This window comes from Amycolatopsis sp. WAC 01375, from assembly GCF_003947325.1.
In the GTDB taxonomy this organism is placed as follows: domain Bacteria; phylum Actinomycetota; class Actinomycetes; order Mycobacteriales; family Pseudonocardiaceae; genus Amycolatopsis.
This window is the reverse complement of the sequence record NZ_QHHW01000036.1, coordinates 451,907-477,640: the sequence shown is the minus strand read 5'-3', so window position 1 is coordinate 477,640 and position 25,734 is coordinate 451,907. Positions and strand designations below refer to the sequence as shown.

Below are 25,734 nucleotides of genomic sequence, written 5' to 3'. Positions count from 1 at the left end.
ACCACCATGAGGAGTTCCCCGTGACTCGCACGGAGCCCGCCGATACGCCGCTCGGCGACGCCTTCCACCTCTACGACACGACGTTGCGCGACGGTGCGCAGCGCGAGGGGATCTCCTACTCCGTCACGGACAAACTCGCGGTGGCGAGGCTGCTCGACGATCTCGGGGTCGGGTTCATCGAAGGCGGATGGCCGGGCGCGCTGCCCAAGGACACGGAATTCTTCGCCCGCGCGGTTTCGGGTGAACTGAAACTCCGCCACGCCGCGCTCGTCGCGTTCGGCGCGACGCGGAAGGCGGGCGCCAAGGCCGAACAGGATCCGCAGGTGCGGGCCCTGCTCGAGGCCCAGGCGCCGGTGGTCACGCTGGTGGCCAAATCGGACTTGCGTCACATCGAGCGGGCGCTGCGGGTCGATGTCGACGAGGCGTGCGAGATGGTGCGAGACACCGTCGCATTCCTCGTCGGCGAAGGACGTCGCGTCTTCCTTGACGCGGAACACTTTTTCGACGGCTACGCGTTCTCCCCGGACACCGCTTTGAAGGTGCTCGACGCGGGAGTGAACGCGGGCGCCGACGTCGCCGTGCTGTGCGACACCAACGGCGGTCAGCTGCCGCTCGACCTCGCGGAAACCGTCCGCGAGGTCAAGGAACGGACCGGATTCCGGCTCGGAATCCATTGCCAGGACGACACTTCCTGCGCGGTGGCGAATTCCGTCGCCGCCGTGCAGGCCGGCGTGACGCACGTCCAGTGCACCGCCAATGGTTACGGCGAACGAGCGGGTAACGCCGATCTGTTCGCCGTGACGGGAAATCTGGTGACCAAGCTCGGCATGGAGGTGCTCCCGACCGGAGGCGCCACCGAGCTCACCCGGGTCTCCCATGCCCTTGCCGAAATCGCGAACATCGCCCCCTACACCCACCAGGCGTACGTAGGGGCGTCGGCCTTCGCCCACAAGGCGGGACTGCACGCGAGCGCGATCAAGGTGGATCCGTTGCTGTACAACCACATCGATCCAGCTTCTGTCGGCAACGACATGCGGGTACTGGTCACCGAGATGGCCGGCAGGGCCAGCCTGGAGCTCAAGGGACGTGAGCTCGGGGTCGACCTTGCCGGCCAGCCCGAGGCGCTGACGAGCGCCATCCGCAAGGTGAAGCGCCTCGAATCCGAAGGCTGGTCCTTCGAGGCCGCGGACGCTTCGCTGGAACTTTTGCTGCGGCGGGAGGTCGACGGCCCGCAGAGCGACGTCCTCGACGAACCGCCGTTCGAACTCGAGTCGTACCGGGTCGTGCTGGACCACCGGTCCGACGGCGAGGTCGTCTCCGAGGCGACGGTGAAGGTGCACGTCGCCGGGCAGCGCGTGATCGCGACCGCCGAGGGCAACGGCCCCGTGCACGCGCTCGACGCCGCCCTGCGCGAGGCGCTCAGCCCGCATCTGTCCTGGTTGGACAGTGTCGAGCTGGCCGACTACAAGGTGCGGATCCTGCCCGGCCATCCGGGCACCGACGCCGTGACCCGCGTGCTCGTCGAGACCAGCGACGGTGAACGGGAATGGACGACCGTCGGCGTGCACGGCAACATCGTCGAGGCGAGCTGGCTCGCGCTGTGCGACGCGCTCGTGCACAAGTCCCTCAGTGAGGCACCCGCGCACAGGTCGTAGAGTGGGGGAGTGCGCCTAGCCCGAATTGCTCATCCCGGTGGTGTCGCGTTCGCTTCGATCGAAGGGGACGGCGACGACGCCCAGGTACTGGAAATCGCCGAGCACCCCTTCGGCAACCCCAACTTCACCGGCAAGCGCTGGCCGCTCGCCGATGTCCGGCTGCTCGCGCCGATCCTGCCGTCGAAGGTGATCGCGGTCGGCCGGAACTACGCCAAGCACGCCGCCGAGTTCGGCAACGAGGTCCCGCAGGACCCGATGCTGTTCATCAAGCCGTCGACCACGGTGATCGGCCCCAACGCGCCCATTCGCAGTCCGCGCGGCATCGGCCGCGTCGACTTCGAGGGCGAACTGGCGATCGTCATCGGCCAGCCGGTCAAGAACGTGCCCGCCGCCCGCGCGGCGAGCGCGATCCTCGGCTACACCGTGGCGAACGACGTCAGTGCTCGTGACCTGCAGAAGTCCGACGGCCAGTGGGGCAGGGCGAAGGGGTTCGACACCTTCTGCCCGCTGGGCCCGTGGATCGAGACCTCGCTCGACGCGGCCGACCTCGCGCTCAGGTCAGAGGTGGACGGTGTGCTCAAGCAGGACGGCCGGACTTCGGACCTGGTGCACAAGATCCCCGAGCTCGTCGAGTTCGTGTCCGGCGTGATGACCCTGCTGCCCGGCGACGTCATCCTGACCGGCACGCCCGAGGGCGTCGGCCCGATCGAGGACGGCCAGTCGGTCTCGATCACCATCGAAGGCATCGGCACGCTGACCAACCCGGTGCAGGAGATCTGACCCCCGTGCCATGAAAGGTCCTTTCCTTGCAAAATTTGCAAGGAAAGGACCTTTCATGGCGTTCGGGACCTAGCTTTCCGCAGGCTCCATCGCCCGCCGCGCGAAGGCGGGGGCGTGCTCGGGCCGCAGGCCCAGGCCCAGCAGCCGTGCGGGGACGTAGGACAGCACGGGGAACCGGCTGAACAGCTTCACCATCACCGCGGGCGGGCCGTTGCGCCTGCCCGCCATGACCGGCCCCATGACGTTCTTGTGCAACATCCGTTGCAGCCCCTGCACCAGCATCGTGGGCGCGAGACGGCGCCTGCGGACCTTCGCCAGGTCCGTCACCGACGGCCTGCCCCGGCGCAACGGTTCGGCGAGCAGGGTGGCGGCCGCGACCGCGTCCTGCACCGCGAGGTTGATGCCGACGCCGCCGACCGGTGACATCGCGTGCGCCGCGTCACCGATGCACAGCAGCCCGTCGAGGTGCCACTTCCGCAGCAGGTTCATCTTGACGTCGAGGAACTTGACGTCGTCGGTCGTCTTCAGCTCGTCCACGCGGTCGGCCAGGTCGGGAAGGATCGCGGCCACGTTCTCCCGGAACGCTTCGATGCCCTCCTCGCGCAGGTCGCCACCCTTGGGGCTGAGGTAGGCGATCTGGAAGTAGCCCTTGCGAGGCAGCGGCACGGCGAAGCGGCGGTCCCGCATCTTCGGGGTCAGCACGCCTTCGAGTTCGCCGTCCCGCCGCGAGATCCGGAACCACCACGCGTCGAACGGGATGGCGTAATCCTTCGTCGTCAGCCCGGCCTCGCGCCGGGCCAGCGACCAGCGGCCGTCGGCGGCGATCACCAGGTCGGCGCGCAGTTCGCCGGTCTTCCCGTCGGCGTCGCGGTAGCGGACCCCGCTCACCCGGCCCCGTTCCAGGATCAGCCCGGTCATCTCCGTGCTCTGCCGCAACGTGAACGTGGGCTCTTTCGCGCCGGCGTCGGCGAGCAGGTCCAGGAAGTCCCACTGCGGGACCATCGCGATGTACGGATGCGCCACCTTCAGCCTGGTCAGATCGGCCAGGCGCATCATCGTGCCGTCCTCGGCGGGAAACCCGGCGTAGGAGATCTCGCTGTGCGGCAGGCTGAGGAACTTCTCCCCGAGGCCCAGTTCGTCGAGCAACGTCAACGTCGACGGGTGCACGGTGTCGCCGCGGAAATCCCTCAGGAAGTCCTTGTGCTTCTCCAGCACGGTGACCTCGACCCCGGCCCTGGCCAGCAGCAATCCGGCGACCATGCCGGCGGGGCCACCGCCGACGACCACGCAGTTCGTGCGTTCGCTCATCCGTCCCACCCCTTCGAAACCCTTATTCATCACTTGTTGAATAAGCTCAGCATGCACCTGTCCGACGGGTGCGTCAAGCGCCATCCGAGCGGATGCCCTGTTCGGCCTATGGCCTGCGTCTCACCGGTTCGCGGGAGCTTCCCGGCCGTGGGCAATGACTGTCCAAAAAGGACTCGAAAGGTCGCGTGACAGTCCAGGAAGGACGACGATCGGGCAAATGCCCTTGTGGACGGTCCGCGTCTCAAGCGGCGTAAGGATTTCGTTGTCGTCACAGGGTGTGCGCGTTGTGAATCGGACGGGAGCACGGGTATCGGCAATTCACCCGCCCGCTCGCGTTACTCGTTGTCCGGTAACTAAAACACGTCATCTCACCAACTGGGAGTAGAGTGCCCGCGCCGGAACAGACCAGCCTTAATCACCTCATCGGCAGAGTCGCGATCGCGCTGAGTGCCCTAGCCTCACTTGGTGGATTTCGCTCTCGTGCCCCGGACCCCGTCACGAACCACGCCGGACGCTCCGGAGGGAGCCCCGTGGGAGCCTCCGGAGTTACGGTTGGTGTGCCTCGACATCGATGACACGCTGATCGACTGCACGGCGGCGATCCGCCTCAGTCTGCGCGCGCTCACCGGCCAGAACGATCTCTGGCCACTGTGGGATCTCATCACCGAAGAGCACGTCGCCCTGGTGGTCGCGGGCGAAATCGATTACGCGACCATGCATCACAAGCGTACTGAATGTTTCCTCGCCGAGATCGGCATTCTGGCCGACGAAGACCAGGTCAACGGCTTCGAAAGACGCCGTCGTGAAATTCTCACCCGTTCGTGGCAATTGTTCGAAGATGTCCTCCCGTGCCTGGAATGGCTGCGGGCCGCCGGCGTCCTCGTCGCTGCCGTCACGAACGCCTCGGGCACGCATCAGCGCAAGAAGATCGCCGACCTCGGACTCGCCCGGTTCTTCGACCACGTGGCCATCGCCGGTGAACTCGGAGTAGCCAAACCGGACCCGGCGATGTTCCACTCGGTCTGCCTCGGCCTCGGCTGCGACCCGGCGCAGGCCGTCCACGTCGGCGACAAGCTCGACACCGACGCCATCGGCGCACGCGACGCCGGACTGGGTGCCGTCTGGCTCGATCGGGACGGCATCGCCGAGCGCGCCCCGGCGGGCGTGCACACCATCTCCGGCCTCGACGAGCTGCCTGAGCTGCTCGTTTCCGAGTTCGCCAAGCTCGGCGTCCCGGCCCAGCGGGCTACGGAGACCCCCGCTTTCACGGTGCGGAACAGCGTGCTCTAGTATTCTTTCTCGTGCGGCACCGAGCCGGTCAAGATCGGAACGGTACCTCACTGGGGTATGGTGTAATTGGCAGCACGACTGGTTCTGGTCCAGTTAGTCTAGGTTCGAGTCCTGGTACCCCAGCTGGAGAGCTCTCCGGAGTGAAACACAGAGTGACCCCCCTGCGAAGGAGGGAAACCCGGTCTGGTAAGTTTCTCCGCAGCAACACAGCAGGTGAACAACTGAAAACCTCCTCCTAGAGGAGAAAGATCCTAGCCCCCGTCGTCTAGCGGCCTAGGACGCCGGCCTCTCACGCCGGTAGCGTGGGTTCGAATCCCATCGGGGGTACGTACAGCTACCACGCAAAGAGCGTCGATCATTCCGATCGGCGCTTTTTGCTATTTCGGTAGCCGACATGGCGTCTGTGATCCTTTCTCCTGCTTCCGCTATCGCGGGCACTTGATCTGCTGGCAGTTCAACCCCGATCGTCACGACGTCGCCGAGGCCGTTCAACTGCACGGTGAGCTGTGTCACCTCGAAGAGTGTCTGGAGCAGGGCTTGGGGAGCCCTGTTCTCTCCGATGCTCGACGACCGGACCGCCGCCAGGACCGGGCTCGACGACGTGCGGCACTGGATCTGGGACAACCCCGACAACCGATTCGGATGGTCCGCGTACCTCGGACACGAACCCGGACAGTCCGCGGAGGCCTATTCGGTCGCCGCCCGGCGTGAGAATCTCGCCGGCCTGGATCGGTGTCGGCGACATCGATCTGTTCCACGACGAGAACGCCGACTACGCGCGACGCCTTCGCGACGCGGGCGTCGACTGTGAGCTCGACATCGTCCCTGGAGCGCCTCACGGATTCGAGTCCTGGGCGTCGAAGTCGCCCATCTCCGAAGGCTTCGTCGCGCGAGCTCGGGACTGGCTCGGCCGGACCACTGCCGCGCGGAACGGGTCAGTGAACCAGTAGTAATTCGCGCGCCGAAACCTCATGCGTCGCATACCGGTCGATCAGCCCTGTTCATAGTCGACGACGTCCGGATTCGATGGCCCGCGCCGGCTGGGCGTTTGCTCCGTCGTTCCCGAAGCGCCGCCTCGGGAAAGGGTTCTGGCCTTGGTGCGGGCGTTTCGCGAGGCGCTCCTGACGCACCGCGACGGTGCGCGGGTGTACGCGGGGACGCATGCGACCGGTCCGAACACCCTGGGGCTGGCCGGCTCCCTCGTGGGCGCGCTGCGCGAAGCGGGGTTCGATGCGGTGGCCGCGCTGGAAAAGGCGTTGCTGCTCATGCATTTCACGACCGGACATGTGCTCGAGGAGCAGGCGGCGACCGGCGGTGAGGCCTATTCGCACCTTTCCGAAGTCGGTGAACATTTCACGACGATGAACTACGCTGATCTCTTCGAGCGCGGGATTCGGTTGATGACCACCGATTTGCGCTGACGCTCGTCGAAGCCGACCAAAACACCTGGGCATACTGGTCGGTGATGACGAACACGCCGGGGAATCGGATTCCTATCATCGTCAGGTATGAGCGACTTTGACGAGACGAGCGCATGGCTCGCCGAGCAGCTTCCGTCGTTACTCGAGAAGTACGACGTTCCCGGCGCGGCGTGGGCCCTGCTCCAGGGTGACCGGATCATCGACGGTGCGGCCGGTCTGCTCAACAAGGCGACCGGGGTCAAGGCGACGGCGGACTCCCTTTTCCAGATCGGATCGATCACGAAGCTGTGGACCAGCACGCTGGTCATGCAGCTGGTGGACGAGGGAAAGATCGAGCTCGACCGGCCGATCCGGACTTACCTGCCTGAGTTCGGTGTCGCCGATCGGGATGCGGCGGAGCAGATCACCGCGCGGGAACTCCTGAATCACACCGCCGGTTTCGAAGGAGACATCTTCACCGACACCGGAGTCGGCGACGACTGTGTCGAGAAATACGTCGCGCTTCTGCGGGACGTGCCGCAGCTCTTTTCTCCTGGTGAACAATTCTCCTACAATAACGCCGGATACTGCGTACTAGGACGGTTCGTCGAGGTCCTGCGCGGGAAGCCGTACGACGCGTGCCTGCGCGAGCACCTGATCGCGCCGCTCGGACTCGCGCATGCGGCCACCGATCCCTATGAAGCGATCAAGTTCCGTGCCGCGATAGGGCATATCGAGAGGGAACCGGGCTCGGGCTACCTGCCCGCCCCGGTGTGGGCCATGGCGAGGTCGAACGCGCCCGCCGGTTCGATGTTCGCGATGCGGCCGCGGGATTTGGTCGCCTTCGCGCGTATGCACATCGAGGACGGCCGCGCTGCCGATGGGACCCAGGTGCTGGCTTCGGAAACTGCCGCCTGGATGCACGATCACGAAGTCAGCCTGCCCGATCTCGGCCTGATGGGAACGTCGTGGGGGCTCGGCTTCGAACGGTTCGACACGCCCGCCGGAGCGATCATCGGCCATGACGGAACCACCATCGGCCAAAGCGCTTTCCTGCGCATGGTCCCGGAGGCCGGGGTGGCCATCGCTCTGCTGACCAACGGTGGGGACACCGTGTCGCTTTACCGGGATGTCGTCGGCCGAGTCCTCGACGCGCTGACCGGCAGGCGGCTGCCCGCGCTGCCCGCCCCGCCTTCCGCCCCGCGGAAGATCGACGCCGAACGGTTCATCGGCACCTATTCCGCTCAGGTCTTCGATCTCACGGTCAGCCAGGACGACGATCGGCGGATCTGGCTCGAGCAGGTGCCGAAAGGTGTGCTCGCGGAGATGGGCGAGAAGCCGGAACGTACCGAACTCGTCTTCTACCGCAGGGACATGCTGATCCCGGTCGAAGCCGATCGTGGGATGCACATGCCGCACGCGTTCCTCGGTGACGATGGCACCGGTCGTGCGCTCTATCTGCATGTCGGCCGCGCCGTTCGCCGCGCCGGCGCTTGACTTGCCGGGCGAGCGCTTCGCGGTGATGGTGCCGCCTGCGCCCCTGACAGCGGAGTCGAGAGGTGGAAGCAATTCGGGAATCAGGTCCCCGGGGTTCAGCTCCCGGTCATCGTCAGTCCTCTTGTTCGGACGAACGTGCTTAGCAAAGCGAACGAAGGAGTGTCATGGACCAGGTTGGCGTCAACCGCCGGAGACTGCTGCAGGTCGCTCTGGCCACCCCGGTGGCCGTCGCCGGAGCGGCGGCGATTCCGGAGACGGCCGCGGCCGACGAGGTCGACGCGGCCGGCTCGGCTCCGCGGTTCGTGCTCGCGGTGTTCCCGGACACCCAGTACCTGTTCGACGAAGGCGGTACCGACGACACACCGGTGCGCGCGACGCTCACCCATCTGTTGCGGCATCGCCGCGAAGACACCGTCGCCTTCATGGCGCAACTCGGCGACGTGACCGAGCACGGCACCGACACCGAGATGCGGCAGGCCGACCGGGTGTTCTCCGCGATCGACGGGCGTCTGCCCTACAGCGTTCTCGCCGGCAATCACGATGTGCGGTCGGGCGATGACCAGCGAGGCGCCTCGCCGTACCTGGCCACCTTCGGGCCGAGGCGGTTCTCCCGCTCGGCCACTTACGGCGGGTCGTCGCCCGACGGGTACAACAGCTTCCACGTATTCCAGGCGGCCGGACGTTCCTGGCTGGTGCTGGCACTGGATTGGCGGGTGTCCGATCGCGGGATCGCCTGGGCTCAACGGGTCATCGACGAGCACCGGGACCTACCGGTCATCCTCACCACCCACGATCTGGTCGCCCCGGTCGGCGCCGGTGGGGCGGAACTGTCCGACCACGGGAAACACCTGTGGGACAAGCTGATCCGGCGCAACGACCAGATCTTCTTGACCCTCAACGGACATTGGTGGCCCGTCGGGCGCACCACACTGACCAATGACGCGGGCCACCCGGTACACCTGCACCTGACCAATTATCAGGACCGTTACTACGGCGGCGCCGGGATGATCCGTTACTACTCGTTCGACCTGGCCCGCAACGTGATCGACGTCGAGACGTTCTCCCCGTGGTTGCTCGGTCTGCCAACGCGGGAACGCACGAAGCTGGTTGAGGAGACACTGGAGCTCAGCGGCGACGCCGATCGCTTCACCGTAGAGATCGACTTCGCACAGCGGTTCGCCGGGTTCGCCCCGCCCGCGGTGCCGCCGTCCCGGCCCGCGAACGCGGTGCTGACGCGGGATACCGTGGCGTACTGGCGCTTCGACGCCGAAGGGTTCTCTGGTGGTCGCGACGGCGAGGCGGTCGCCACCGGAGCGGTCGCCCGTGACCTCACCGGACATGGCAACGATCTCTTCGTTCAACGGCTGGGTGCGAGTGGCCCGGAAGCCTTGACTTTTTCCGCCGACCATCATCTCGGCCAGCCCGCACACGCCAGCCTGCGCTTCGGTGGCGGCAAGAACCCGGACCGCGGTGCCGTGCTGCGCGCGGGAGCGACCGCGCCGGTGAACAGCCTGCGTTTCGAGGACGACTACACCATCGAGACGTTCATCAAGCTCCCGGAGCCGTTCGTGGGCGATCACGCCTTCATGGGCATCCTCAGCTGGGAGGGCCGCAGCGGCGACGCGGGCAAGCACAGCGGTTGGTCGCCGGACGAGCCGACCTGCAGCCTCAACCTCTCAGGCGAGTACTTCCTCCAGTTCGTGGTCTACCCGACCGATCGTGACGCGGATCCGACGTCCTGGAGCCACGCGTTGCCGCTGGGGCGCTGGACACACGTGGCCGTGGTCAACGACGGCCGTCACACGACCATGTACGTCGACGGGTCGAGGATCGCGAGGAACGCGAGCGAGCCCTCCCGCGGGATCACGACGTTGGGCAAGCCGTTCGCCATCGGTGCCACGCAATTCGCCGGACGTTACGGGCAGGGTTTCCACGGTTGGATCGGGGACACCCGGATCGTCGCTCGTGCTCTGCGGCCGCACCAGTTCCTCACCACTACCTGATCGCGGACGCGGGTGGAAGCGTCTCTCGATCAACGAGCCGAACCGAGAACCGCTGCGAAGGTGCACCCGAACCGTCACGGAGGCGCTGCTGTTCGTCGGCGATACGCGCCATCGCCGTGTCAGGAAGGCTGAGAACGCGGGCGGTCGCGTATCCCGCGCTGTCGCGGCGGAGATAGCCCGGGGCCTCATCTGGGCCGAGACGGACCGTTTGGCCGGTCGCGACGAATCCGAGGCGATGGACGAGCAGGCCGAGCCCGTCGTGGTTCTCGTGATGGACGTAGCCCATCACCGGTGTGCGACCGAGTAAATGGCGAGCAATGGAAAGTGATGCTATCTCCGGAGACGGCATCGACATCGGGAAATATACCCCCAAAGCAGGTATGTACGTTCATTTCTCCGTCCGAGTCAGTGATGCGGACAGGCTGAGGTGTGGTGTCCATCAAGTAGTCGGTGAAGCCGCCGTGGACACGAAGAACGGCTGCAATTCGCAGAAGTCGGCTATCGAGATCGAGCGCGTATGCTGAAAAGTCGCGAGCACTCACCGTGGTACGACCTGTACATCGCGGCGCCGGGCGTGTTCGTGGCACTGGTTGCTCTCGCTGCCGGGGTCTCTGTCCCCTTGAGAATCGACAACGACGCGCAAGCCGGACGCGCGCGCGGAGCGGATAGCGGACTGGGACACCGCCGTCGACGCCTTCGAGCGGACACGCGTCACCTGCCGCAATTCGGCGCTCCCCGGCCCAAGGGCGGCCTGCTCACCGAGGCCCTCGGTGAGCAGGTCCACACCGGACGTGAGCAGGCACTTACTCGCTCCCCGGACCCTGCGCCGACGGATGACACCCTGGATTGGACCATCGATTGCATCAAGCAGCCCACCGCCTACGCCTCTGACTGAGGAGACCAGGCATCAGCTGGGGAATGCCGCACAGCTCGGGGCGATCCGCCTCGCGCGTGCGCTTGGCAGAGAGATCTTCGACGAGTTCTCGTTCTCCGGTGTTTCGCGTGTTCGACGTGGTTCAGGGTCACCTGATTTGCTGCCAGCTCGTTGTAGCGGCTGTTTCGTCCACAGTGGCCAGCGACTCAGGCTGTGTCGCGCAGAAGCTCGGCGAGCTCGACGGGTGTCGTGACCATGCAGTCGTGGCCGGTCGGCAGTTCCCGGATCCGCTCACCCGCGGGGACAGGTCTCCGGGTGATGCCCGCCGGACGACCTCCGACGCAGTGGATGTGCGTACGCGGGATCGTGCGCGCGGCCGGGTTGTCCAGCCGGACGGACTCCACAAGACAACGGACCGGTTGATCCGACAGCATCGAGCGCACCCAGGCGATGTCGTCGGGATCGGTGACCCCGAACAAGCCCAGCGGCGGTGGTTGCTCCGGCATCGGCGGAACCCGCCAGCCGTCCACGGCGAGGTCGACTAGTTGTTTGGTGACCGGAAGGACATCGACCGCGGTTTCGCCGTCCTCGGGCACCATCGCGTCGAGGAACACAAGATGCGCGATCCGCTCCGGGAGCCGGTTGGCGACTCCCGATATGACCATCCCGGCGTAGCTGTGTCCGACGAGCACGACGTCGTCGAGACGTTCGTGTTCGATCAGGCCGGTGACGTCGTCGATGTGCGTGTGGAGCCCGACCTCGGGGCCCAGTAGGTGTGCTTTGTCTCCGTAGCCGGTCAGGGACGGCGCGAATACCCGGTGGCCGGCCGACTCGAGCAGCGGGGACACCCGGTTCCAGACCTGTCCGCTGTGCCAGGCGCCGTGTATCAGCAGGAATGTGGCCATGCGCGTGTGGTTCCTCCTCGTGCCTCGGTACCCTTTGGTAACCGGAAGCATCATGATCCCCACGACGAGCACCGGGCAATACGGCACTTTCGGGTGCCTCGGTTCTCTGGAGGTAACCATGCAGGACCCGTGTCAGGCCCGCGAAGTGCTCGGGATCGTCGGGGACAAGTGGGCGCTGCTGATCGTGCGCATGCTCAAGGACGGGCCGCGGCGCTTCACCGAACTCAAACGTGCCATCGAGGGCATCAGCCAGCGCATGCTCACCGTGACACTGCGCGACCTGGAACGCGACGGGATCCTGACACGCACGGTCCACAACGTCATGCCGCCACACGTCAGCTACGAGCTGACCACGATGGGCCGGACCCTGCGCGAGGCCACAGCACCGCTGCTCGACTGGAGCATCACGCACCTGCCGCATATCGACGCCGCCCGCGCGGCATACGACAACCGCTGACGGAGGCCGTAGGCTCGCGGGAATGCGGATCGGCGAGGTGTCCCAGCGCACGGGCGTGAGTCCGCGCTCTCTGCGGTACTACGAAGAGCAGGGCCTGCTGACCAGCACACGCTCCGGCACGGGGCAGCGTCACTATTCCGACGCCGAGGTCCAGCGCGTGTCGCTCATCCGGCAACTGTTCGACGCGGGTATGTCCAGCCAGGTGATCGCGACCGTGCTGCCGTGCGTGGACATCCCCGGTGACCTCGGCGTCGCCGAGGAGACGTTCACGCTGATGATGCTCCAGCGCGACCGGGTCGACGCCGACATCGCGCACCTGATCGAAACCCGGAACGCACTGGACGTGCTGATCAAAGCCAACAGCCGGCACCGGGCGACGCTGTCCACGGCCCCGGAACCGGTGGCACAGCCGACCTGACGCTGTGACCCGCACCTCAGCCGCTTGCCCCTTACACCGATGTCAGCGGTGAGGATGGTGACAGCGCCCGGAACCACCGGGCCGGTCACCCAGGAGACGGCGAAAAATGGGACAGGCGTGGGGTTTCGGCAAGCATGGCGGGCCCGAGGTGCAGGAGTTCTTCGATCGTCCCGATCCCGTCCCCGGTCGCGGCGAGGTGCTGATCCGGGTCGATGCCGCCGGTGTGAACCCTCTCGACCACGCGGTGCGCTCGGGTCTGGTCCCCGGGCTCGACGGCGGGCGTCCGTTCCCCCGTGTGCTGGGCATGGAGGCAGCGGGAACCGTGCTTGCCCTGGGCGAGGACGTCGACGGGCTCGAGGTTGGTGACACGGTTTTCGGCTTCGCCCTCACTGGTGGCGGTACTTACGCCGAGACGACGGTGCTGTCCGCGCCGAACACCGCGCGCATCCCGGTGGGCCTGTCCGCGACCGTCGCGGCAACGCTGCCGGTGGCCGGGACGACCGCGGTGGACGTGCTCGACCAGCTCGGCCTCCCGGCCGGTGCCACGGTCCTGGTCAACGGGGTCGGGGGCGGCGTCGGCCTCGCCGTCGCCCGGCTGGCCATCGGCCGCGAGCTGCTGGTGATCGGCACCGGGAGTGCCGCCAAGCGCGAGCACGCCGAAGCCATCGGGGTGCGGTTCATCGACTACGCCGCCGAGGACGTCGTCGCCGTGGCACGCGAGCTGGTTCCGGACGGTTTCGGCGGGATCGTCGACCTGGTCGGGGGAATCTCACTGCGGGCGGTCGCTCCGCTGGCCCGGGATCCCCGCAACGTCATCTCCGTGGGTGACATGTCGGTACCCGAGCTCGGTGGGCGTTTCGTCGAGCGCCGCCTCGATCGCGGGAACCTGGAGCGATCCGCCCGCCTGGCCCTCGATGGAGTCCTCGCACCCGTGATCACCGCGGTCCACTCGCTCTCCGACGCCCCAGCCGCCCTCGCCACCGTCGAGAACGGCCACGCTTCGGGCAAGGTCGTCATCAAAGTGGCATGACGGTCGTCATGGTGCGCTCTCGACGCGTTGAGCGCCTGACGGGTCACCAGCCGCGCCAGATACGACTTGGTGTCCCGCACCGTCGCGAGGTCCACCGTGGCCCACCGCATCCCGGATACCCTTGCGGTGGCCACTCGCCGGCCGGACATCAGGGGCCGCATGCTCCATCGTTGCGGGGGATGAGCTTTCAGAATCGGGAGCGTGATGAGTGCCGAAGATCCGAATCCGCCGCGGCTGACCGCGCGGGTGGTCGGTGGCCCGCGGGAGTACGACCAGCCGTATCCGGTCGAAGTGCGGCTGCTCAACACGAGCGACATCGTGGAACTGTTCGATGTGACCTTCCGCGCCGACGGCGGTTCGATCCCCGAGCCACTCCAGCGAGTGAGCCAGGCCGTGTATCCCCGCGGCGATCACGTCTGGACGATCCAGGTACTGCTCAACGAGCAGACGCAGGCCCGGTTGGTGGTCGAGGCCCGCGGCGAGTACACGAAATCACATCGGCGTATCGAGCTGACCGTCCCGAGCGAGTCCGAGGTCGACTCCGGTGAGGACAGGGCTGCGCGCGTCCAGGCCTCGAAGCCCGCACCACCACGGTTCGCGTTGCTCAGCGACCATCCGATCGACCCCGATGAGGACATGTTCGAGCATCGCGTCATCGCCGAACGCATGGCCGGGTTTCTTCTCGACGCGCGTGCCGTCACGCCGTTCACGATCGGTATCCAGGGCGGTTGGGGCGTCGGCAAAAGCAGCCTGATGCAGTTGCTGCGCCACGCCATCGAAGACCGGGCCGAGGAACATCGCGGGCGGATCCGCGTCGCTTGGTTCAACGCCTGGACCGCGGAAGGCACCAACGCGCTCACCGGCCTCATCCGGTCGGTGCTCGACCAGCTCGATCCCAGTGTGCTCCGCCGGATCCTCCGCCGCACCCGGCGTTCCTCGTGGCTCGCCACCCCGTTCGTCGTCCTGGCCTCCTGGGTCGGCCTGCGGGCACTGGCCGACGACCTGTGGCAACGCTTCCGGGTCGACGCCGCACAGCGCAACCGGATCCGCAAGGAGATCCAGGACGCCGTCGCCGCCTGGTCGGACAAGAACCGCCCCCTCGACCAGCGGCGGATGCTCGTGGTCTTCATCGACGACCTCGACCGATGCTCCCCGGAGAACATCGTCCAGGTCTTCGAAGCGATCCGTCTCTATCTCGACGCCCCGGGGCTGACCTTCGTCATCGGTTACGACCCGGCGATCGTCGGCGACGCGCTCGCCCAAAGCGAACACGCCTCCTCCGCCGACCTCAGCCGTGCCTACCTGGAAAAGATCATCCAGGTCGACTACGTCGTTCCCGTCCCGGACCCCGAACGGTCGCTTGACCTGGCGCGTGCCTGCGCCCACGCCTCCGGCATCGCGCATCTGCTCGCCGACGAAGACCTGTCTCTGCTCGTCCAGCGCAGTGAACGCAATCCACGGCGGCTCAAGCGGTTCCTCAACACTTTCGTGCTCTCACACCAGATCGACGGCCACTCCTCCCGGCTACGCTCGGACGAGCACATCAAGATCCTGTTGCTGCGCATGTACTTTCCCAGTCTGTTCCGGCTGATCCTCGTCGAGCCCGAACAGGACATGCTCGGCCAGCTCATCGAACTCGCCCGCCTCCGCGCGGCCGTTCGCGCCGGCAGCGACATGGATCGTGAGCAAGTCGAATGGCTCTGCCGGATCACCGGTCTCGCCGCGCCGGTCGACGGCGAGTCGGCGGAGGACGTGTTGACCCGGCTGGAAAAGAACGTCCCCGAAGGCGTGATCGCCTTGTCCCGCGACAACGGCCTGTTCTCCCTCGCCTGGAGCCTCGGTGCTCCGCACCAACGCGCGGACCTGCTGCGACGCACCCGCGAACGCCTCCCCTCATTGGCGCCGATGGGGTTGTCGGGCCCGCCGGGAGGCGGGACGAACAACGATCGCGTCGTCGTGTGTTCAGCCTGTGGCTCATCAGGCCATCTCAGCGACGCGTTCTGCCCGAGCTGCGGCGCCTACCTCGAATGGTCGGCCGTCACACCCGATTCCGGCAGCAGCACGGCGCCCTCGCGGTCAGTCGTCAGTGGCCGGCCAGATCCATCGTGAACAGCAGCAGCCCGAAGAAGAGCTGGAGTGCGGCGATGCAGACGCCTGCGATGACAAGGCCGTCCAGTCGATACTGGCGGTCGGTCAGTATCGACAGCGCTCCGGCGGCCAAGGCCAGTGCCGAGGCCACTTCGCCGTAGGGGAGCAGCCAGCCGAGCAGGCTGAGCACGAGGCAGATGGGACCGAGCAAGCCTTTGATCCCGGGGCGGTCGCCTGCTGACAATCGACGAGTCACAGTGCCCGGATTCCCTTCGGTTCGTTCGGCACACGCTACCGCTTTTCAGCTGCCGGCCGCCCGGACGCGCTCCGGCGGGCCACCGGCCACGACGACGTCGAGGTCCTGGTTGACTCGCATGCCACCCATCACCACCGACGGGTCGATGAGCCCCTCGGTGTGCACGTGGTCTTCGGTCGGCACGCCGGTCACGTCGAAGAACGGTTCGAAGACGTCCGAGGTGAGCAGGCCGAGCAGCTGGGTGTTGTGCGCGGTGACGGCGAAGCTGTGCACGGTGCCGGGTGGGGCGTGCAGGAAGTCTCCTGGGGTCAGGAGGAGCTCCTCGCCGTTGACCCACAGCCAGATCCGGCCGGAAAGGCACAGGAAGTTCTCGGTGTGCCGCCGGTGGAAGTGCCGGATGATGTACGGCTGCGGCGCGGCGAGGGTGTTCACCGCGAAGTACCGGCCTCCGGTGTTGCGGCCCCTGGCCAGGAACGAGTTCACCGCGTCCGGCCAGCCCCGCCGGTCGCCGGTGCGGGCTCGCAGGAAGTAACCCTCGGTGCCGGAGGGCAAAGTGTCGTCCCACGCGTCAACGGGGGCCACCTGCGGCAGGTCGTGCGGCGTCGCCCCCGGCGGGACTTCGCCCCCGATCACCGCTCCCGCGGCGTAGAGGTGCCGCTCGACGTCTGCCGTCGCCCCGGGGAGTCCGTCCAGGACGCCGCCGGGGGCGGAGTACTGCAACACCTTGGTCAGGTGACTCAGCATGCGGCAGGCCACCGGTGTGCCCGGCGGGACGTGTACCGAGTCGCCGGGCACCAGGATCCGGCTCTCGCCCGGCAGCCAGAACTGGGCGCAGCCTTCGAAGACGTAATAGGACCGCTGGTGGACGGCGAAGCTGTGGAAAGGGATCTCCGCTCCGCGCGGGCCGAGTACGAACGCCGCGTCGAAAAGGCCTCCGGTGTCCTCGGTCCGGGCGACGACCGTCCACAGTAGACCGCCGGTTTCGTACCGGAGGCCCTCACCGGTGGCGAGGTAGTAGGGGACCGGTTCGCCGGGCAGGGCGTTGACGACCGGAGCGAGTCCGTGCATGGTCTCCGGATCGGGCGTTGTCACCGGGCTTCTCCTGTCGTGGAACGGGTCGTGAGGTGCCTGCGGAAGAAGTCGTGGATGTCGGAGAACCCGAACGCGGCCGGTTCGCCGTCGGCGGCCGAAGTCCGCCGCAGGGCGGACGCGGTGCCTTCCGCCGCCAGCCTGCCGTCGTCCATCACCCCGGCGAGCGCGACGTCGAGGCGGCCGGGCGGATTGAGGAAACCGTGCCGGTACCCGTCCAGGAGGTACAGCTCGCTCGGCACACCGGCGGCCACGAGTGCCGCGTGCAGGCGTTCGCTCTGCCGGTGCGGCACGAGCACGTCCCCGGTGCCGTGGGAGAGCTGGAACGGCGGTGCCTCGGCGCCGACCCAGGTCAAGGGACCGGCCTGCCGGGCGAGCTCCGGCAGATGCGCCGGAGTTCGACGCTGCGTGAGGTGCGCCGGAACAGCGTGCGGGCAAGTCGTCGTTCGAGTGAAGCGATCTGCTCGCTCATCGCGGAAGGGCTCAGATGCAGCCGGGCCGCGGCGCGGCCGAAATGACGTTCCTCCGCCACGGCGATGAAGCACCGGAGGTGATGAATGGCGAGGTCCACGTTTCCTGCCTGTCCAGGCCGGTCAGAGCGCAATGCCGCTCAGCTTAGGTTGATCATGGGTGCCTGCTTCGCGTCGTTGTGGTCGTGACCAGGGTGGCGCGGCTGGGGAGTCCGTCGCCATCGCCAAGAAAACCGCAGGTCAACGAGTTGATCAAGCTAAGCTGAGCGGCATCGGGTCAGAGCGCGGGTTGCGGCGGGGGCGGCGGCAGCGTGAGGTGGGGGTCGAGTTCGACACCGCCCGCGCGGAGGGTGTCGTCGAGCAACCGCCATATCCAGCGAATGAGCAGGGCGGCGAGTTCGGTTCTCGGTACGTCGCGGGGGTTCTCGAGCCATTGCGCGGCGCAGGAATCGACGAGTCCGACGACACCGAAAGCGACGGATTCCGCGATTCGGGTGTCCATTCCGAACATCGTCATGTAGTGCTCGAACAGCTGGGTGAGTTGCCGGGCGATGACGGTCCTGACGTCGGCGACCGCGTTCCGGTCGCCGTGCGAGCGCAGGCTCAGGTACCGGTAGAGGTTGCCGTTCTCGGCGAGCCAGCCGGTGTGCGCGTCGACCGCCACGGTGATCAGCTGCATCGCGCTTCCCCGCAGCTCCCATACAGGCCGCAGTGCGGTGGTGATGCGTAGCGCGGCTTCGTCGGCGATGGCCTGCTTCAGGTCGGTCGCGCCGTCGAAGTGCTTGTACAGCTGTGGCCGTGCGACACCGGCCTCGTCGGCGATGTGTGCCGTCGACGCTCGCGGTCCGTGTTCGGCGATCGCACGCAAGGCCGCCTCGACGAACTCACGACGACGGCGCTCCCGCTGCCCCACCCAGCGGGTCGCGCGGCCGTCGCCGGAGCGTGAGGTCGCGGAAGGGGAGGTCACTTCCGCGAGCCTACCGTCACGGGTAGGGGATACGCCGTTGTATCTGTTACTTTGTCGGTCACTCCGTTGCGGAGGGTGCGTGCCGCGAATCCCTTGTTGATCAACAGGAATCTGGAGAATGCGATGTGGGATGCCGTGGACGACGCCCCACCGGACGCGAGACTGCTCGGGAGGCTCCGGGACGGGGACCTCGAGGCGGGTGATCTGCTGTTCCGGCGGCATGCCGGGCCGCTGCGCCGGATCGCCGCGTGCTGGGTCGACCAGCCCGCCGAACGGGAGGATCTCGTGGCCGAAGCGTTCACGCGGGTGCTCGCCGCGGTCCGCGACGGCGGTGGACCGCGCGATGAGCTGCGGCCGTACCTGGTCGTCACGATGCGGCACGTCGCCGCCCAGTGGAGCCGTCACCGGCTACGCGTCCAGCCCCACGCGGTGGTCCCGGCGACCGAGGACGTCGAAGGAGCCGACGGGCCGGCGCTGCAGGCGTCGACCGATCAGCTGGTCAGATCCGCTTTTCACACGTTGCCCGTACGGTGGCGTGCGGTGCTGTGGAGCACCGTCGCCGAAGGCCGCACACCGGCCGAGCTGGCACCGGTTCTGGGGGTGTCGCCGAACGGGGTCGCCGCCCTGGCCCACCGCGCCCGCGCAGGCCTGCGACAGGCGTACCTCCAGGCTCAGGCGCACGGCGAAACCGAGAGGCGCGCGTGCCCGAGCCGCGTAGTCACTTCGCTGCTGTGAGCAAAGGCGTCAGGGTTGCGGCTCGCCGCCGCGGCCGGCGGCGAGGCGCTCGACGGTGGCGATGAAGTCCATCAGCCGGACGTTCTCCGTGTCGAGGCGCCAGACGAGGCCGTACCGGATCGGCGGGGCGTCGCTGATGGGCAGGTAGGTGATGTCGGGCCGGAAGTAGTACCGGCGGGCGTCGCCGCCGGCGACGCACACTCCTCTGCCCGCGGCGACCAGGGACATCGCGTCCTGCCAGTACCGGACGCCGTGGGTGTGGCGGATCGGTCTGCCCCCGGGCGTTCGATGCGGGAAGAAATGCTCGCGCTGATAGACCGGCATCAGGTCCCCGAACACGATCATCTCCTCGCCTGCCAGATCCTCCAGGGTGACCGCGGCGCGTTCGGCGAAGCGGTGCCGGGTGGAAACCGCCAGGAAGCGCTGCTGGGCGATCAGCGGCGCCGACGTGCGCAGATCCGGCTCGGACACCGGGAACTCGGTCAGTTGCACCTCGACCTCCCTGGCGCGCAGCGGCCCCAGCGGGTCGGACAGGTGGATTTCCCGGACGTCGACGAACGTGCCGGGGTGCTCGGTGTGCAGGTCATCGCCCGCCAGATTCAGCAGCTCGGCGCACCAGGGGGCGGAGAATCCGGCACGCAGCGGTTTCCCGCGTCCCCGTGCCACCTCGCGGGCGTCCTCGATCGCTTCCACGATCGCCCGGTGGTGGGCCTCGAGCTCATCGGACAGACGGCGTCCGATCGCGGTCAGCACGACCTTGCGGCTGGTGCGGTCGAACAGGCGGGCTCCGATGCGTCGCTCGAACGCCTGGATGTTCTGGCTGACCCGGGCGCGAGAGGTGTACAGCCGCTCGGCGGTGCGGCCGAAGTGGAGCTCCTCGGCCAAGGTCAGGAAGCATTCGAGCTCCCTCCACTCCACGGCGGTGTCCTCCGATCGGTAAGCGCGGGTTACCGATTGTTGCAGGTTTCGCCGTTGTTCCCGCACGTCGGGTGACCAAGACTCGGCAGCACTGGGGCTCCTGCACGAATCCGTGATCCGACGGGCCTCCACCGCCCGCACCGGGTGGTGGAGGCCATGCCGTCATGCCCCGGTGATCCGTCACAGAATCCTGAACGAAGCGAGAAGCGATGAGTACCACCCATCTCCCCGACGCCTCGGCCCCGGCGCCGTCCACCCCCGACCCCAGACGCTGGAAGGCCCTCGCGCTGCTGTGCGCGGCCTTCTTCATGGTCATCGTCGACTCTCAGATCGTCCTGCTGGCGCTTCCGGCGATCGAGACCGAGTTCGGTTTCGACCCTGGCAACGCCCAGTGGGTGATGAGCGCCTACCTGCTGGCCTTCGGTGGCCTGCTGATGTTCGGCGGCCGGACCGCCGACCTGCTCGGCGGCCGCCGGATGTTCCTGGTCGGCGCCGCCCTCTTCGGCGTCGCGTCCATCCTTTGTGGACTCGCCTGGACCGGAGAGGTGCTCATCGGTGCCCGCCTGCTCCAGGGCCTCTCGTCGGCGATCATGACGCCCACGGCGATGGCCGTTCTGATGAACACCTTCGGCGAGGGCGCCGAACGCAACAAGGCCTTGGGCATCTGGACCGGCATCGGCGCGTTCGGCGCCACCGCCGCCCTGCTGATCGGTGGCCCCATCACCGACGGGCTCGGCTGGGAGTGGATCTTCTACATCAACATCCCCGTCGTGCTGGCGGTGCTGTTCCTCGGGCCGCGCCTGCTGCGGGAGACGCCGGTCCGCCATGGCCGCAAGTCCTTCGACCCGCTGGGCGCACTCACGATCACCGCCGCGATCGGGCTGCTGGTGTACGCCGTCGTGGTCGCGCCGGAGGCCGGCTGGCTGTCCGGCCGCACGCTGTGGATGCTGGCGGGCGCGGTGGTCCTGCTGGCCCTGTTCGTCGTCGTCGAGAGCCGGGGGAAGTCGCCGCTGGTGCCGCTGCGGATCTTCCGTTCCGGCTCGCTGGTCGGCGGGAACATCCTGATGCTTCTCGTGGCGATGTGCGTCTACGGCGGAGCCTTCGTGACCTCGCTGTACGCGCAGCAGGTCCTCGGCTACAGCGCGGTCCGCTTCGGGCTGAGCACCGCCGTCTACGCGGTCATGTCCATCATCGGGGCCAACGTCGCCGCCCGCCTGGCGGCGAAGATCGGCTACAAGGCGATCGCCATCGTCGGCATGACGCTGCTGGGCACCGGCCTGCTGCTGCTGACCGCCATCTCGCCGCAGGGCGGCTACTGGACCGACCTGTTCATCGGGCTCGTGGTCTTCGGTTCGGGTATCGGCAGCACCAACGTGGCGGCGTCCATCGCCTCGCTGTCGGGCGCTCGGCCTGAGGAGTCCGGCCTGGTTTCGGGTCTCAACAACGCCACCTTCCAGGTCGGCGCGGCACTGGGCGTGGCGATCACCTCCTCGGTGGCCTTCGCGGTGACCGGCGGCTCCACCGACAAGGCAGCCCTCACCGACGGTTTCAGCGCCGCCTTCCTCGCCTGCGCGATCTTCGCCGCGATCGGCCTGGTGACCGCACTTCTCCTGCTGCTCCAGCGGAAGAAGACCGCGGCCTGAGTTCCGGCCCGTCCCCGCGGTTCCGCGGGGACGGGTACTCCGAGGCGGATTTCTCCTAGAATCGGGTGATGGTCTGGTTTCGTCGATGACACCCGCTGACGCGGCCATTCCGCCGACGCTGCTGAGCGCGGTCGTGGCGATCGGCCGCCAGGCCGGGCTGCCGGTCTCGGCCTGGTTCTCGGGGACGGGGCTGGAGCCCGGGCTCCTCGAAGACGTCGATGTCCGCGTGTCGCTGGACCAAGCGAGAACGGTGCTCCGCAGAGCCGTCGCGGCGCTGCCCGAACGGCCCCTCGGCATCGAGGTCGGAGCCCGCGACGCGTTGTTGTCCTTCGGCTTCGTCGGGGTCGCGATGAGATCGTCCGCGACCGTCGGCGACGCGTTGGGGGTGCTCGACGAACTGCATCGGGCTTCCGGCAGCCTCGCCGACTTCATCGCGGAAGGGCTGGACGGGGACGAGATCGAACTGTATCTCCGGGAGCGCTGGCCGGATCCAGCCCTGCTTCCGTTCCTCGCGGAGGAGGCCTTCGCCAGCACCATCGCGTTCCTGCGCTCCGTCCTCGGTGAGACCTGGACGCCCACCCGGCTCTTCCTGTCCTACCCGTCGCCGGTGTATGCCGCCCGGTACGAGCGGTTCTTCCGTTGCCCGGTGCACTTCGCCGCCGACGCCGACCGGCTCGTGATCAGTTCCGACGTGCTGGGATCGCGGATCCCCACTCACCACGAACCGACGCTGCGGACGGCGCTCGCGGTGTGCCGGAGCCTGATCGCTCCGGCGCGGATCAGGCCCGGAGTCGTCGCCGCGGTGGAGGCCATGCTGAACGCGCACCTCCACCGCCCGCTCACCATGGCCGAGATCGCCGCGCAGATGCACATCAGCGAACGCACGTTGCGCCGGCAGCTCGCCGAGGCGGGCGACCAGTTCGGCGCCATCCGCGACCGCGTCCGCGAGCGACACGCGACCGCGTTGCTCCGGCACTCCACCCTGGCGATCTCGGCTGTGGCCGCCGAAGTCGGCTTCAGCGACGGCCGCGAGTTCCGCCGTGCTTATCGTCGTTGGACCGGCCGGACCCCACTTGCCGCCCGCACCTCGGATGACGGGTCTCAGACCGGCCTCTCGGCGGTCTGAAGGCTCGCGGGCAGCGTGGTGGCGCCCTCCGCCAGGCGTGTGCGTGCCCGGTGATGACGTTTCTCGACGGATACGGTCTTCGTCGCCTTGGGCAGCCCCATGGCCGGCGTCCCGACGAACATGCTCTCGGCACGCTCGACGACGAAGGTCTCGTGCCAGACTCCTACTGCCGTGGGGTGTTTCCTCGCCATCGCGTTGAACCTGGTCCACGCCGGCCGGTGACTCAGCGATCCGGCGGACGCGTAGGCGTAGAGCTTCTCGGCCGAGGACCAGTACTGCACGGCGAACGGTCCTCTGCGGTTGAACAGGAACTCGTAGCCGAGCAGTCCCGAGTCCGGGTCGTCGGCGAGCTCGCGCATCATCGCCGGCATGGCGAAGAAGACCGGCAGATAGAGATCGGGCCGCCACCATTTGTTGAACGTCATGCCGATGTGGAACACCACCAGCTCCCCGTCGTACTGATGCGTGACCCTGCCTGGGGTGATCTTCACGGTTTTCTCCTTTGTGAACATGACTCCGAACGGGGATCAGTTCACCGTGTGGCAGGGCTTCACGTGGAGGGCGGCGACGGCCACCAAGGGGGGCGAACCGGACACGTTCCGCGCCGGTTCCCGGAGTACGGGCTCGACGCTCCACAATGGACAGCCGGCGCCGGAGGCTCAGGGCGAGCGCCAGTCGTGCGCGGGGTAGGCCGTCCCGGCCTGGGCGCCCATCGACATCAGGCCGCCGTCCACGACCAGTGAGGCACCGGTGAGGTATCCGGCGGCGGGCCGGGCGAGGAACGCGACGGCCGCTCTTCGCCCATGGCGCGGACAAGGCCGGGTTCGGCAGCTTCCTCTCCGCGCCTCTGGTGGCCGGCGTCGGCTGTTACTCCAGCCACGGACACGGTTTCGCCGAACTGGACGAGAAACTGCTGGACCGCTACACCGGCGCCGTCTCGGCTTGAATCGGAGTGTGTCCGCGAACCGGCCAGCTCTTGGCGGGCAGGGGGTGGCGCAAAGGTGCCGGGTCGCGGGGATTCGCTCGCGGCCGTGGGGCGACTGTGTCGCGAAAGCCACTTTCGGGACCTCAGGCGTCGCGAAAGTGGCTTTCGCGACGCGTCTTGACCATGGGTGTCAGCGAAGGCACCGGAGTTGCGAAGGCCTCTTCTTCGCTGCCGCACCCCCGCTCCCGACGTTGCGAAAGCCACTTTCGCAACGTTGAAGGTTGCGAAAGTGGCTTTCGCAACCTGCCACCTTTGCCCCACCCCTCAAGAGAACGACCCGCTCCCACCGCCGACTCGAGCACGCCACATTCGACTTACCTCTCAATACACCAGGACCTAGGCGGTCAGGACCCGTTCGACGAAAGCCCCGGCCGCCAACAGTTTCCGGTCTCCGCCGACGGCGCCGTCGAGCGCCAGCCCGGCGGGCAGGCCGCCGTGGCCGTGTCCCATCGGGACGGTCAGGCCGGGGACGCCCGCGATGCTGCCGGGCTGGCAGTTGCGGATGAAGGTGGGGAAGGTCGGGACCGCGCGTCCACGATGGACGAACTTCTCGATGGCGGAGAAGTCCTGTGCCGTCGCCGGTGTCGTGGGGAATCCCAGTGCGTCGATTCCGGTCTCGCCGAAGATCTTCGCGTAGGCGCGGCGTAAGGCCGAGCGGTTGGCGAGGGCGGCCTCGTAGACGGCAGGTGCGACGCCCGGCACGACCGACTCGGTGAAGATCGCCCGGACGTCGGCCGCGGCGATCTCGTCGACGAGTCGCTCGAACGAGACCTCGGGCAGGTACTCGGCCAGGTACGCCCGTAGCCCGGTGCCCGCTTCGTGGATCACCAGCGGCATGCCCTGATCGATGACGAGTTCGGCGAGGGGCGTGTCGTCGACCGGCACCAGCGTGGCCCCGGCCGCGCGCAGGCGGATCAGCGCGGCCGCCCACAGTTCTTCGACGTCGTCCGCCAGGTCGCCGGTCAGGAAACCGTGTGGCACGCCCAGCCGGATCGGCGGGAGTCCGACCAGGGGGCCCGGTTCCTCCGCCGCGAGGACGGCGTCGAGAAAAGCGAGATCGGTGACCGTGCGGGCGATCGGCCCCACCGTGTCCCGGGTGCTGCTCAACGGCGTGATGCCGTCGGACGGGTAGCGGCCGGTGGTCGGCCGGAAACCACAGACCCCGTTGAGCGCGGCCGGCACGCGCACCGAACCCCCGGTGTCGGTGCCGAGGCCCGCCGGGACGATGCCCGCCGCGACGGCCACGGCGGTCCCGCCGCTGCTGCCGCCGGCGAAGCGGGCCGGGTCGCAGGCGTTGCGCACCGGACCCAGCGGAGTCGTGTCGCAGGTGATGCCGAGCGCGAGTTCGTGCATGGCCGCCTTGCCGATGACGGTGGCGCCCGCGTCGAGCAGGCGCCGGACCACGGTCGCGTGCGCACGCGGAACGTGGTGCGCGAGTGCCGGGGTGCCCGCGGCGTTCGGCATGCCCGCGACGTGGATGTTGTCCTTGACGACCAGCGGAAGGCCCGAGGGCGGGCCGATCGGCTCCGGCGCGAGGTGGCTGAGCGCGTGGAGGTCCTGGACCTCTTCCGCCCGGGCGCGGCATTCGGCGGCACTTCGAGTTCCACTCACCGGCAACTCCTGGGGTCGAGGGCGGCCAGCTTAGCGAGGAAGGCGAAAGCCAAGACGTGATTCGCGTGTCCACGCACGAGACTCGCGTGATTGAAGGCGGAACTCGCGTGATTGGAGGCGGAACTCGCGGTGACAACTGGCTTTCGCGACATGTCGCCCAAGGCGTGACAAAGGCCACACTTACTGATAAAGACAATCGTTTTCATTAAGCTGCGGCCGGGCTTTCCCC

At 67.7% G+C, this 25,734-nt stretch carries 25 protein-coding genes and 2 tRNA genes; 17 read left to right on the top strand and 10 right to left on the bottom strand.

Annotation, left to right across the window (positions count from 1 at the left end; genetic code table 11):
• Window positions 1–20 precede the first annotated feature (20 nt).
• The gene (cimA, locus tag DL991_RS25095) at window positions 21–1,655 is read left to right on the top strand and encodes a citramalate synthase (protein ID WP_125786768.1); all 1,635 of its coding nucleotides are present in this window, start codon (window positions 21–23) and stop codon (window positions 1,653–1,655) included.
• Between the two features lie 9 nt (window positions 1,656–1,664).
• The gene (locus DL991_RS25090; RefSeq protein WP_125786767.1) at window positions 1,665–2,435 is read left to right on the top strand and encodes a fumarylacetoacetate hydrolase family protein; all 771 of its coding nucleotides are present in this window, start codon (window positions 1,665–1,667) and stop codon (window positions 2,433–2,435) included.
• Between the two features lie 69 nt (window positions 2,436–2,504).
• On the opposite strand, the gene DL991_RS25085 is transcribed toward DL991_RS25090, so the two are convergent.
• Window positions 2,505–3,743 (bottom strand): FAD-dependent oxidoreductase, encoded by a 1,239-nt coding sequence (locus tag DL991_RS25085; protein WP_199754046.1) that lies wholly within the window; start codon window positions 3,741–3,743, stop codon window positions 2,505–2,507.
• A 555-nt stretch (window positions 3,744–4,298) separates the two neighbouring features.
• Between DL991_RS25085 and DL991_RS25080 the strand changes: the two genes are divergently transcribed.
• The 8 genes from DL991_RS25080 to DL991_RS25045 all read left to right on the top strand — a co-directional run bounded on the left by DL991_RS25080 (window position 4,299) and on the right by DL991_RS25045 (window position 10,828).
• On the top strand, window positions 4,299–5,033 hold the full coding sequence (locus tag DL991_RS25080) for an HAD family hydrolase (RefSeq protein ID WP_199746437.1): 735 nt from the start codon (window positions 4,299–4,301) through the stop codon (window positions 5,031–5,033).
• Window positions 5,034–5,084: 51 nt separating this feature from the next.
• Window positions 5,085–5,156: transfer RNA gene (locus DL991_RS25075), tRNA-Gln, on the top strand.
• A gap of 131 nt (window positions 5,157–5,287) precedes the next feature.
• A tRNA-Glu gene (locus tag DL991_RS25070) sits at window positions 5,288–5,360 on the top strand.
• A 380-nt stretch (window positions 5,361–5,740) separates the two neighbouring features.
• Window positions 5,741–5,983, top strand: a complete 243-nt coding sequence (locus DL991_RS43410; RefSeq protein WP_233598965.1) for an alpha/beta hydrolase — start codon at window positions 5,741–5,743, stop codon at window positions 5,981–5,983.
• Window positions 5,984–6,073: 90 nt separating this feature from the next.
• Entirely contained in the window at window positions 6,074–6,454 is a 381-nt protein-coding gene (locus tag DL991_RS25060; protein WP_125786765.1) for a TetR/AcrR family transcriptional regulator C-terminal domain-containing protein, read from the top strand.
• A gap of 87 nt (window positions 6,455–6,541) precedes the next feature.
• Window positions 6,542–7,930: a serine hydrolase gene (locus tag DL991_RS25055; RefSeq protein ID WP_125786764.1), complete on the top strand. Its 1,389-nt coding sequence runs from the start codon at window positions 6,542–6,544 to the stop codon at window positions 7,928–7,930.
• A 164-nt stretch (window positions 7,931–8,094) separates the two neighbouring features.
• Entirely contained in the window at window positions 8,095–9,933 is a 1,839-nt protein-coding gene (locus tag DL991_RS25050) for a LamG-like jellyroll fold domain-containing protein (RefSeq protein ID WP_125786763.1), read from the top strand.
• Between the two features lie 517 nt (window positions 9,934–10,450).
• Complete coding sequence (locus tag DL991_RS25045) at window positions 10,451–10,828, top strand: hypothetical protein (protein ID WP_125786762.1); 378 nt, start codon at window positions 10,451–10,453, stop codon at window positions 10,826–10,828.
• Between the two features lie 185 nt (window positions 10,829–11,013).
• Here DL991_RS25045 and DL991_RS25040 read toward each other — a convergent pair whose 3' ends face one another.
• Complete coding sequence (locus tag DL991_RS25040) at window positions 11,014–11,712, bottom strand: alpha/beta fold hydrolase (RefSeq protein WP_125786761.1); 699 nt, start codon at window positions 11,710–11,712, stop codon at window positions 11,014–11,016.
• A 118-nt stretch (window positions 11,713–11,830) separates the two neighbouring features.
• On the opposite strand from DL991_RS25040, the gene DL991_RS25035 reads away from it, so the two are divergent.
• The 4 genes from DL991_RS25035 (at window position 11,831) to DL991_RS25015 (ending at window position 15,726) form a co-directional block, all read left to right on the top strand.
• Window positions 11,831–12,169, top strand: a complete 339-nt coding sequence (locus DL991_RS25035) for a helix-turn-helix domain-containing protein (protein WP_125786760.1) — start codon at window positions 11,831–11,833, stop codon at window positions 12,167–12,169.
• Window positions 12,170–12,191: 22 nt separating this feature from the next.
• Entirely contained in the window at window positions 12,192–12,587 is a 396-nt protein-coding gene (locus DL991_RS25030; RefSeq protein ID WP_125786759.1) for a MerR family transcriptional regulator, read from the top strand.
• A 106-nt stretch (window positions 12,588–12,693) separates the two neighbouring features.
• Window positions 12,694–13,617, top strand: coding sequence for an NADP-dependent oxidoreductase (locus tag DL991_RS25025; protein WP_125786758.1), 924 nt, complete (start codon window positions 12,694–12,696; stop codon window positions 13,615–13,617).
• A 204-nt stretch (window positions 13,618–13,821) separates the two neighbouring features.
• A complete protein-coding gene (locus DL991_RS25015; RefSeq protein ID WP_125786757.1) occupies window positions 13,822–15,726 on the top strand; it encodes a P-loop NTPase fold protein in 1,905 nt (634 codons plus the stop codon).
• On the opposite strand, the gene DL991_RS25010 is transcribed toward DL991_RS25015, so the two are convergent.
• The 5 genes from DL991_RS25010 to DL991_RS24990 form a co-directional block, all read right to left on the bottom strand.
• Window positions 15,701–15,916, bottom strand: coding sequence for a hypothetical protein (locus tag DL991_RS25010; protein ID WP_125786756.1), 216 nt, complete (start codon window positions 15,914–15,916; stop codon window positions 15,701–15,703). The two genes, DL991_RS25015 and DL991_RS25010, sit on opposite strands and share 26 nt — an antisense overlap.
• 90 nt (window positions 15,917–16,006) lie before the next feature.
• On the bottom strand, window positions 16,007–17,053 hold the full coding sequence (locus DL991_RS25005; protein ID WP_199754045.1) for a quercetin 2,3-dioxygenase: 1,047 nt from the start codon (window positions 17,051–17,053) through the stop codon (window positions 16,007–16,009).
• Entirely contained in the window at window positions 17,050–17,406 is a 357-nt protein-coding gene (locus DL991_RS25000) for a S9 family peptidase (protein WP_125786755.1), read from the bottom strand. The genes DL991_RS25005 and DL991_RS25000 overlap by 4 nt, the downstream gene beginning before the upstream one ends.
• Window positions 17,403–17,621, bottom strand: coding sequence for a LysR family transcriptional regulator (locus DL991_RS24995; RefSeq protein WP_125786754.1), 219 nt, complete (start codon window positions 17,619–17,621; stop codon window positions 17,403–17,405). Before DL991_RS24995 ends, DL991_RS25000 begins: the two co-directional genes overlap by 4 nt.
• A gap of 176 nt (window positions 17,622–17,797) precedes the next feature.
• Window positions 17,798–18,487, bottom strand: coding sequence for a TetR/AcrR family transcriptional regulator (locus tag DL991_RS24990; RefSeq protein ID WP_125786753.1), 690 nt, complete (start codon window positions 18,485–18,487; stop codon window positions 17,798–17,800).
• Between the two features lie 123 nt (window positions 18,488–18,610).
• Here DL991_RS24990 and DL991_RS24985 point away from each other — a divergent pair, with 123 nt between their 5' ends.
• Complete coding sequence (locus DL991_RS24985; protein WP_125786752.1) at window positions 18,611–19,222, top strand: RNA polymerase sigma factor; 612 nt, start codon at window positions 18,611–18,613, stop codon at window positions 19,220–19,222.
• Between the two features lie 9 nt (window positions 19,223–19,231).
• Here DL991_RS24985 and DL991_RS24980 read toward each other — a convergent pair whose 3' ends face one another.
• Complete coding sequence (locus tag DL991_RS24980) at window positions 19,232–20,140, bottom strand: LysR family transcriptional regulator (RefSeq protein WP_158632624.1); 909 nt, start codon at window positions 20,138–20,140, stop codon at window positions 19,232–19,234.
• Between the two features lie 209 nt (window positions 20,141–20,349).
• Between DL991_RS24980 and DL991_RS24975 the strand changes: the two genes are divergently transcribed.
• Together DL991_RS24975 and DL991_RS24970 are read left to right on the top strand one after the other, a co-directional pair.
• The gene (locus DL991_RS24975; RefSeq protein ID WP_125786750.1) at window positions 20,350–21,783 is read left to right on the top strand and encodes an MFS transporter; all 1,434 of its coding nucleotides are present in this window, start codon (window positions 20,350–20,352) and stop codon (window positions 21,781–21,783) included.
• 85 nt (window positions 21,784–21,868) lie between these two features.
• The gene (locus DL991_RS24970; protein WP_125786749.1) at window positions 21,869–22,909 is read left to right on the top strand and encodes an AraC family transcriptional regulator; all 1,041 of its coding nucleotides are present in this window, start codon (window positions 21,869–21,871) and stop codon (window positions 22,907–22,909) included.
• Here DL991_RS24970 and DL991_RS24965 read toward each other — a convergent pair.
• Entirely contained in the window at window positions 22,885–23,400 is a 516-nt protein-coding gene (locus tag DL991_RS24965; RefSeq protein WP_199754044.1) for a DUF4188 domain-containing protein, read from the bottom strand. The genes DL991_RS24970 and DL991_RS24965 overlap by 25 nt on opposite strands.
• 830 nt (window positions 23,401–24,230) lie before the next feature.
• Window positions 24,231–25,505, bottom strand: coding sequence for an amidase family protein (locus tag DL991_RS24950; protein WP_125786747.1), 1,275 nt, complete (start codon window positions 25,503–25,505; stop codon window positions 24,231–24,233).
• Window positions 25,506–25,734 lie beyond the last annotated feature (229 nt).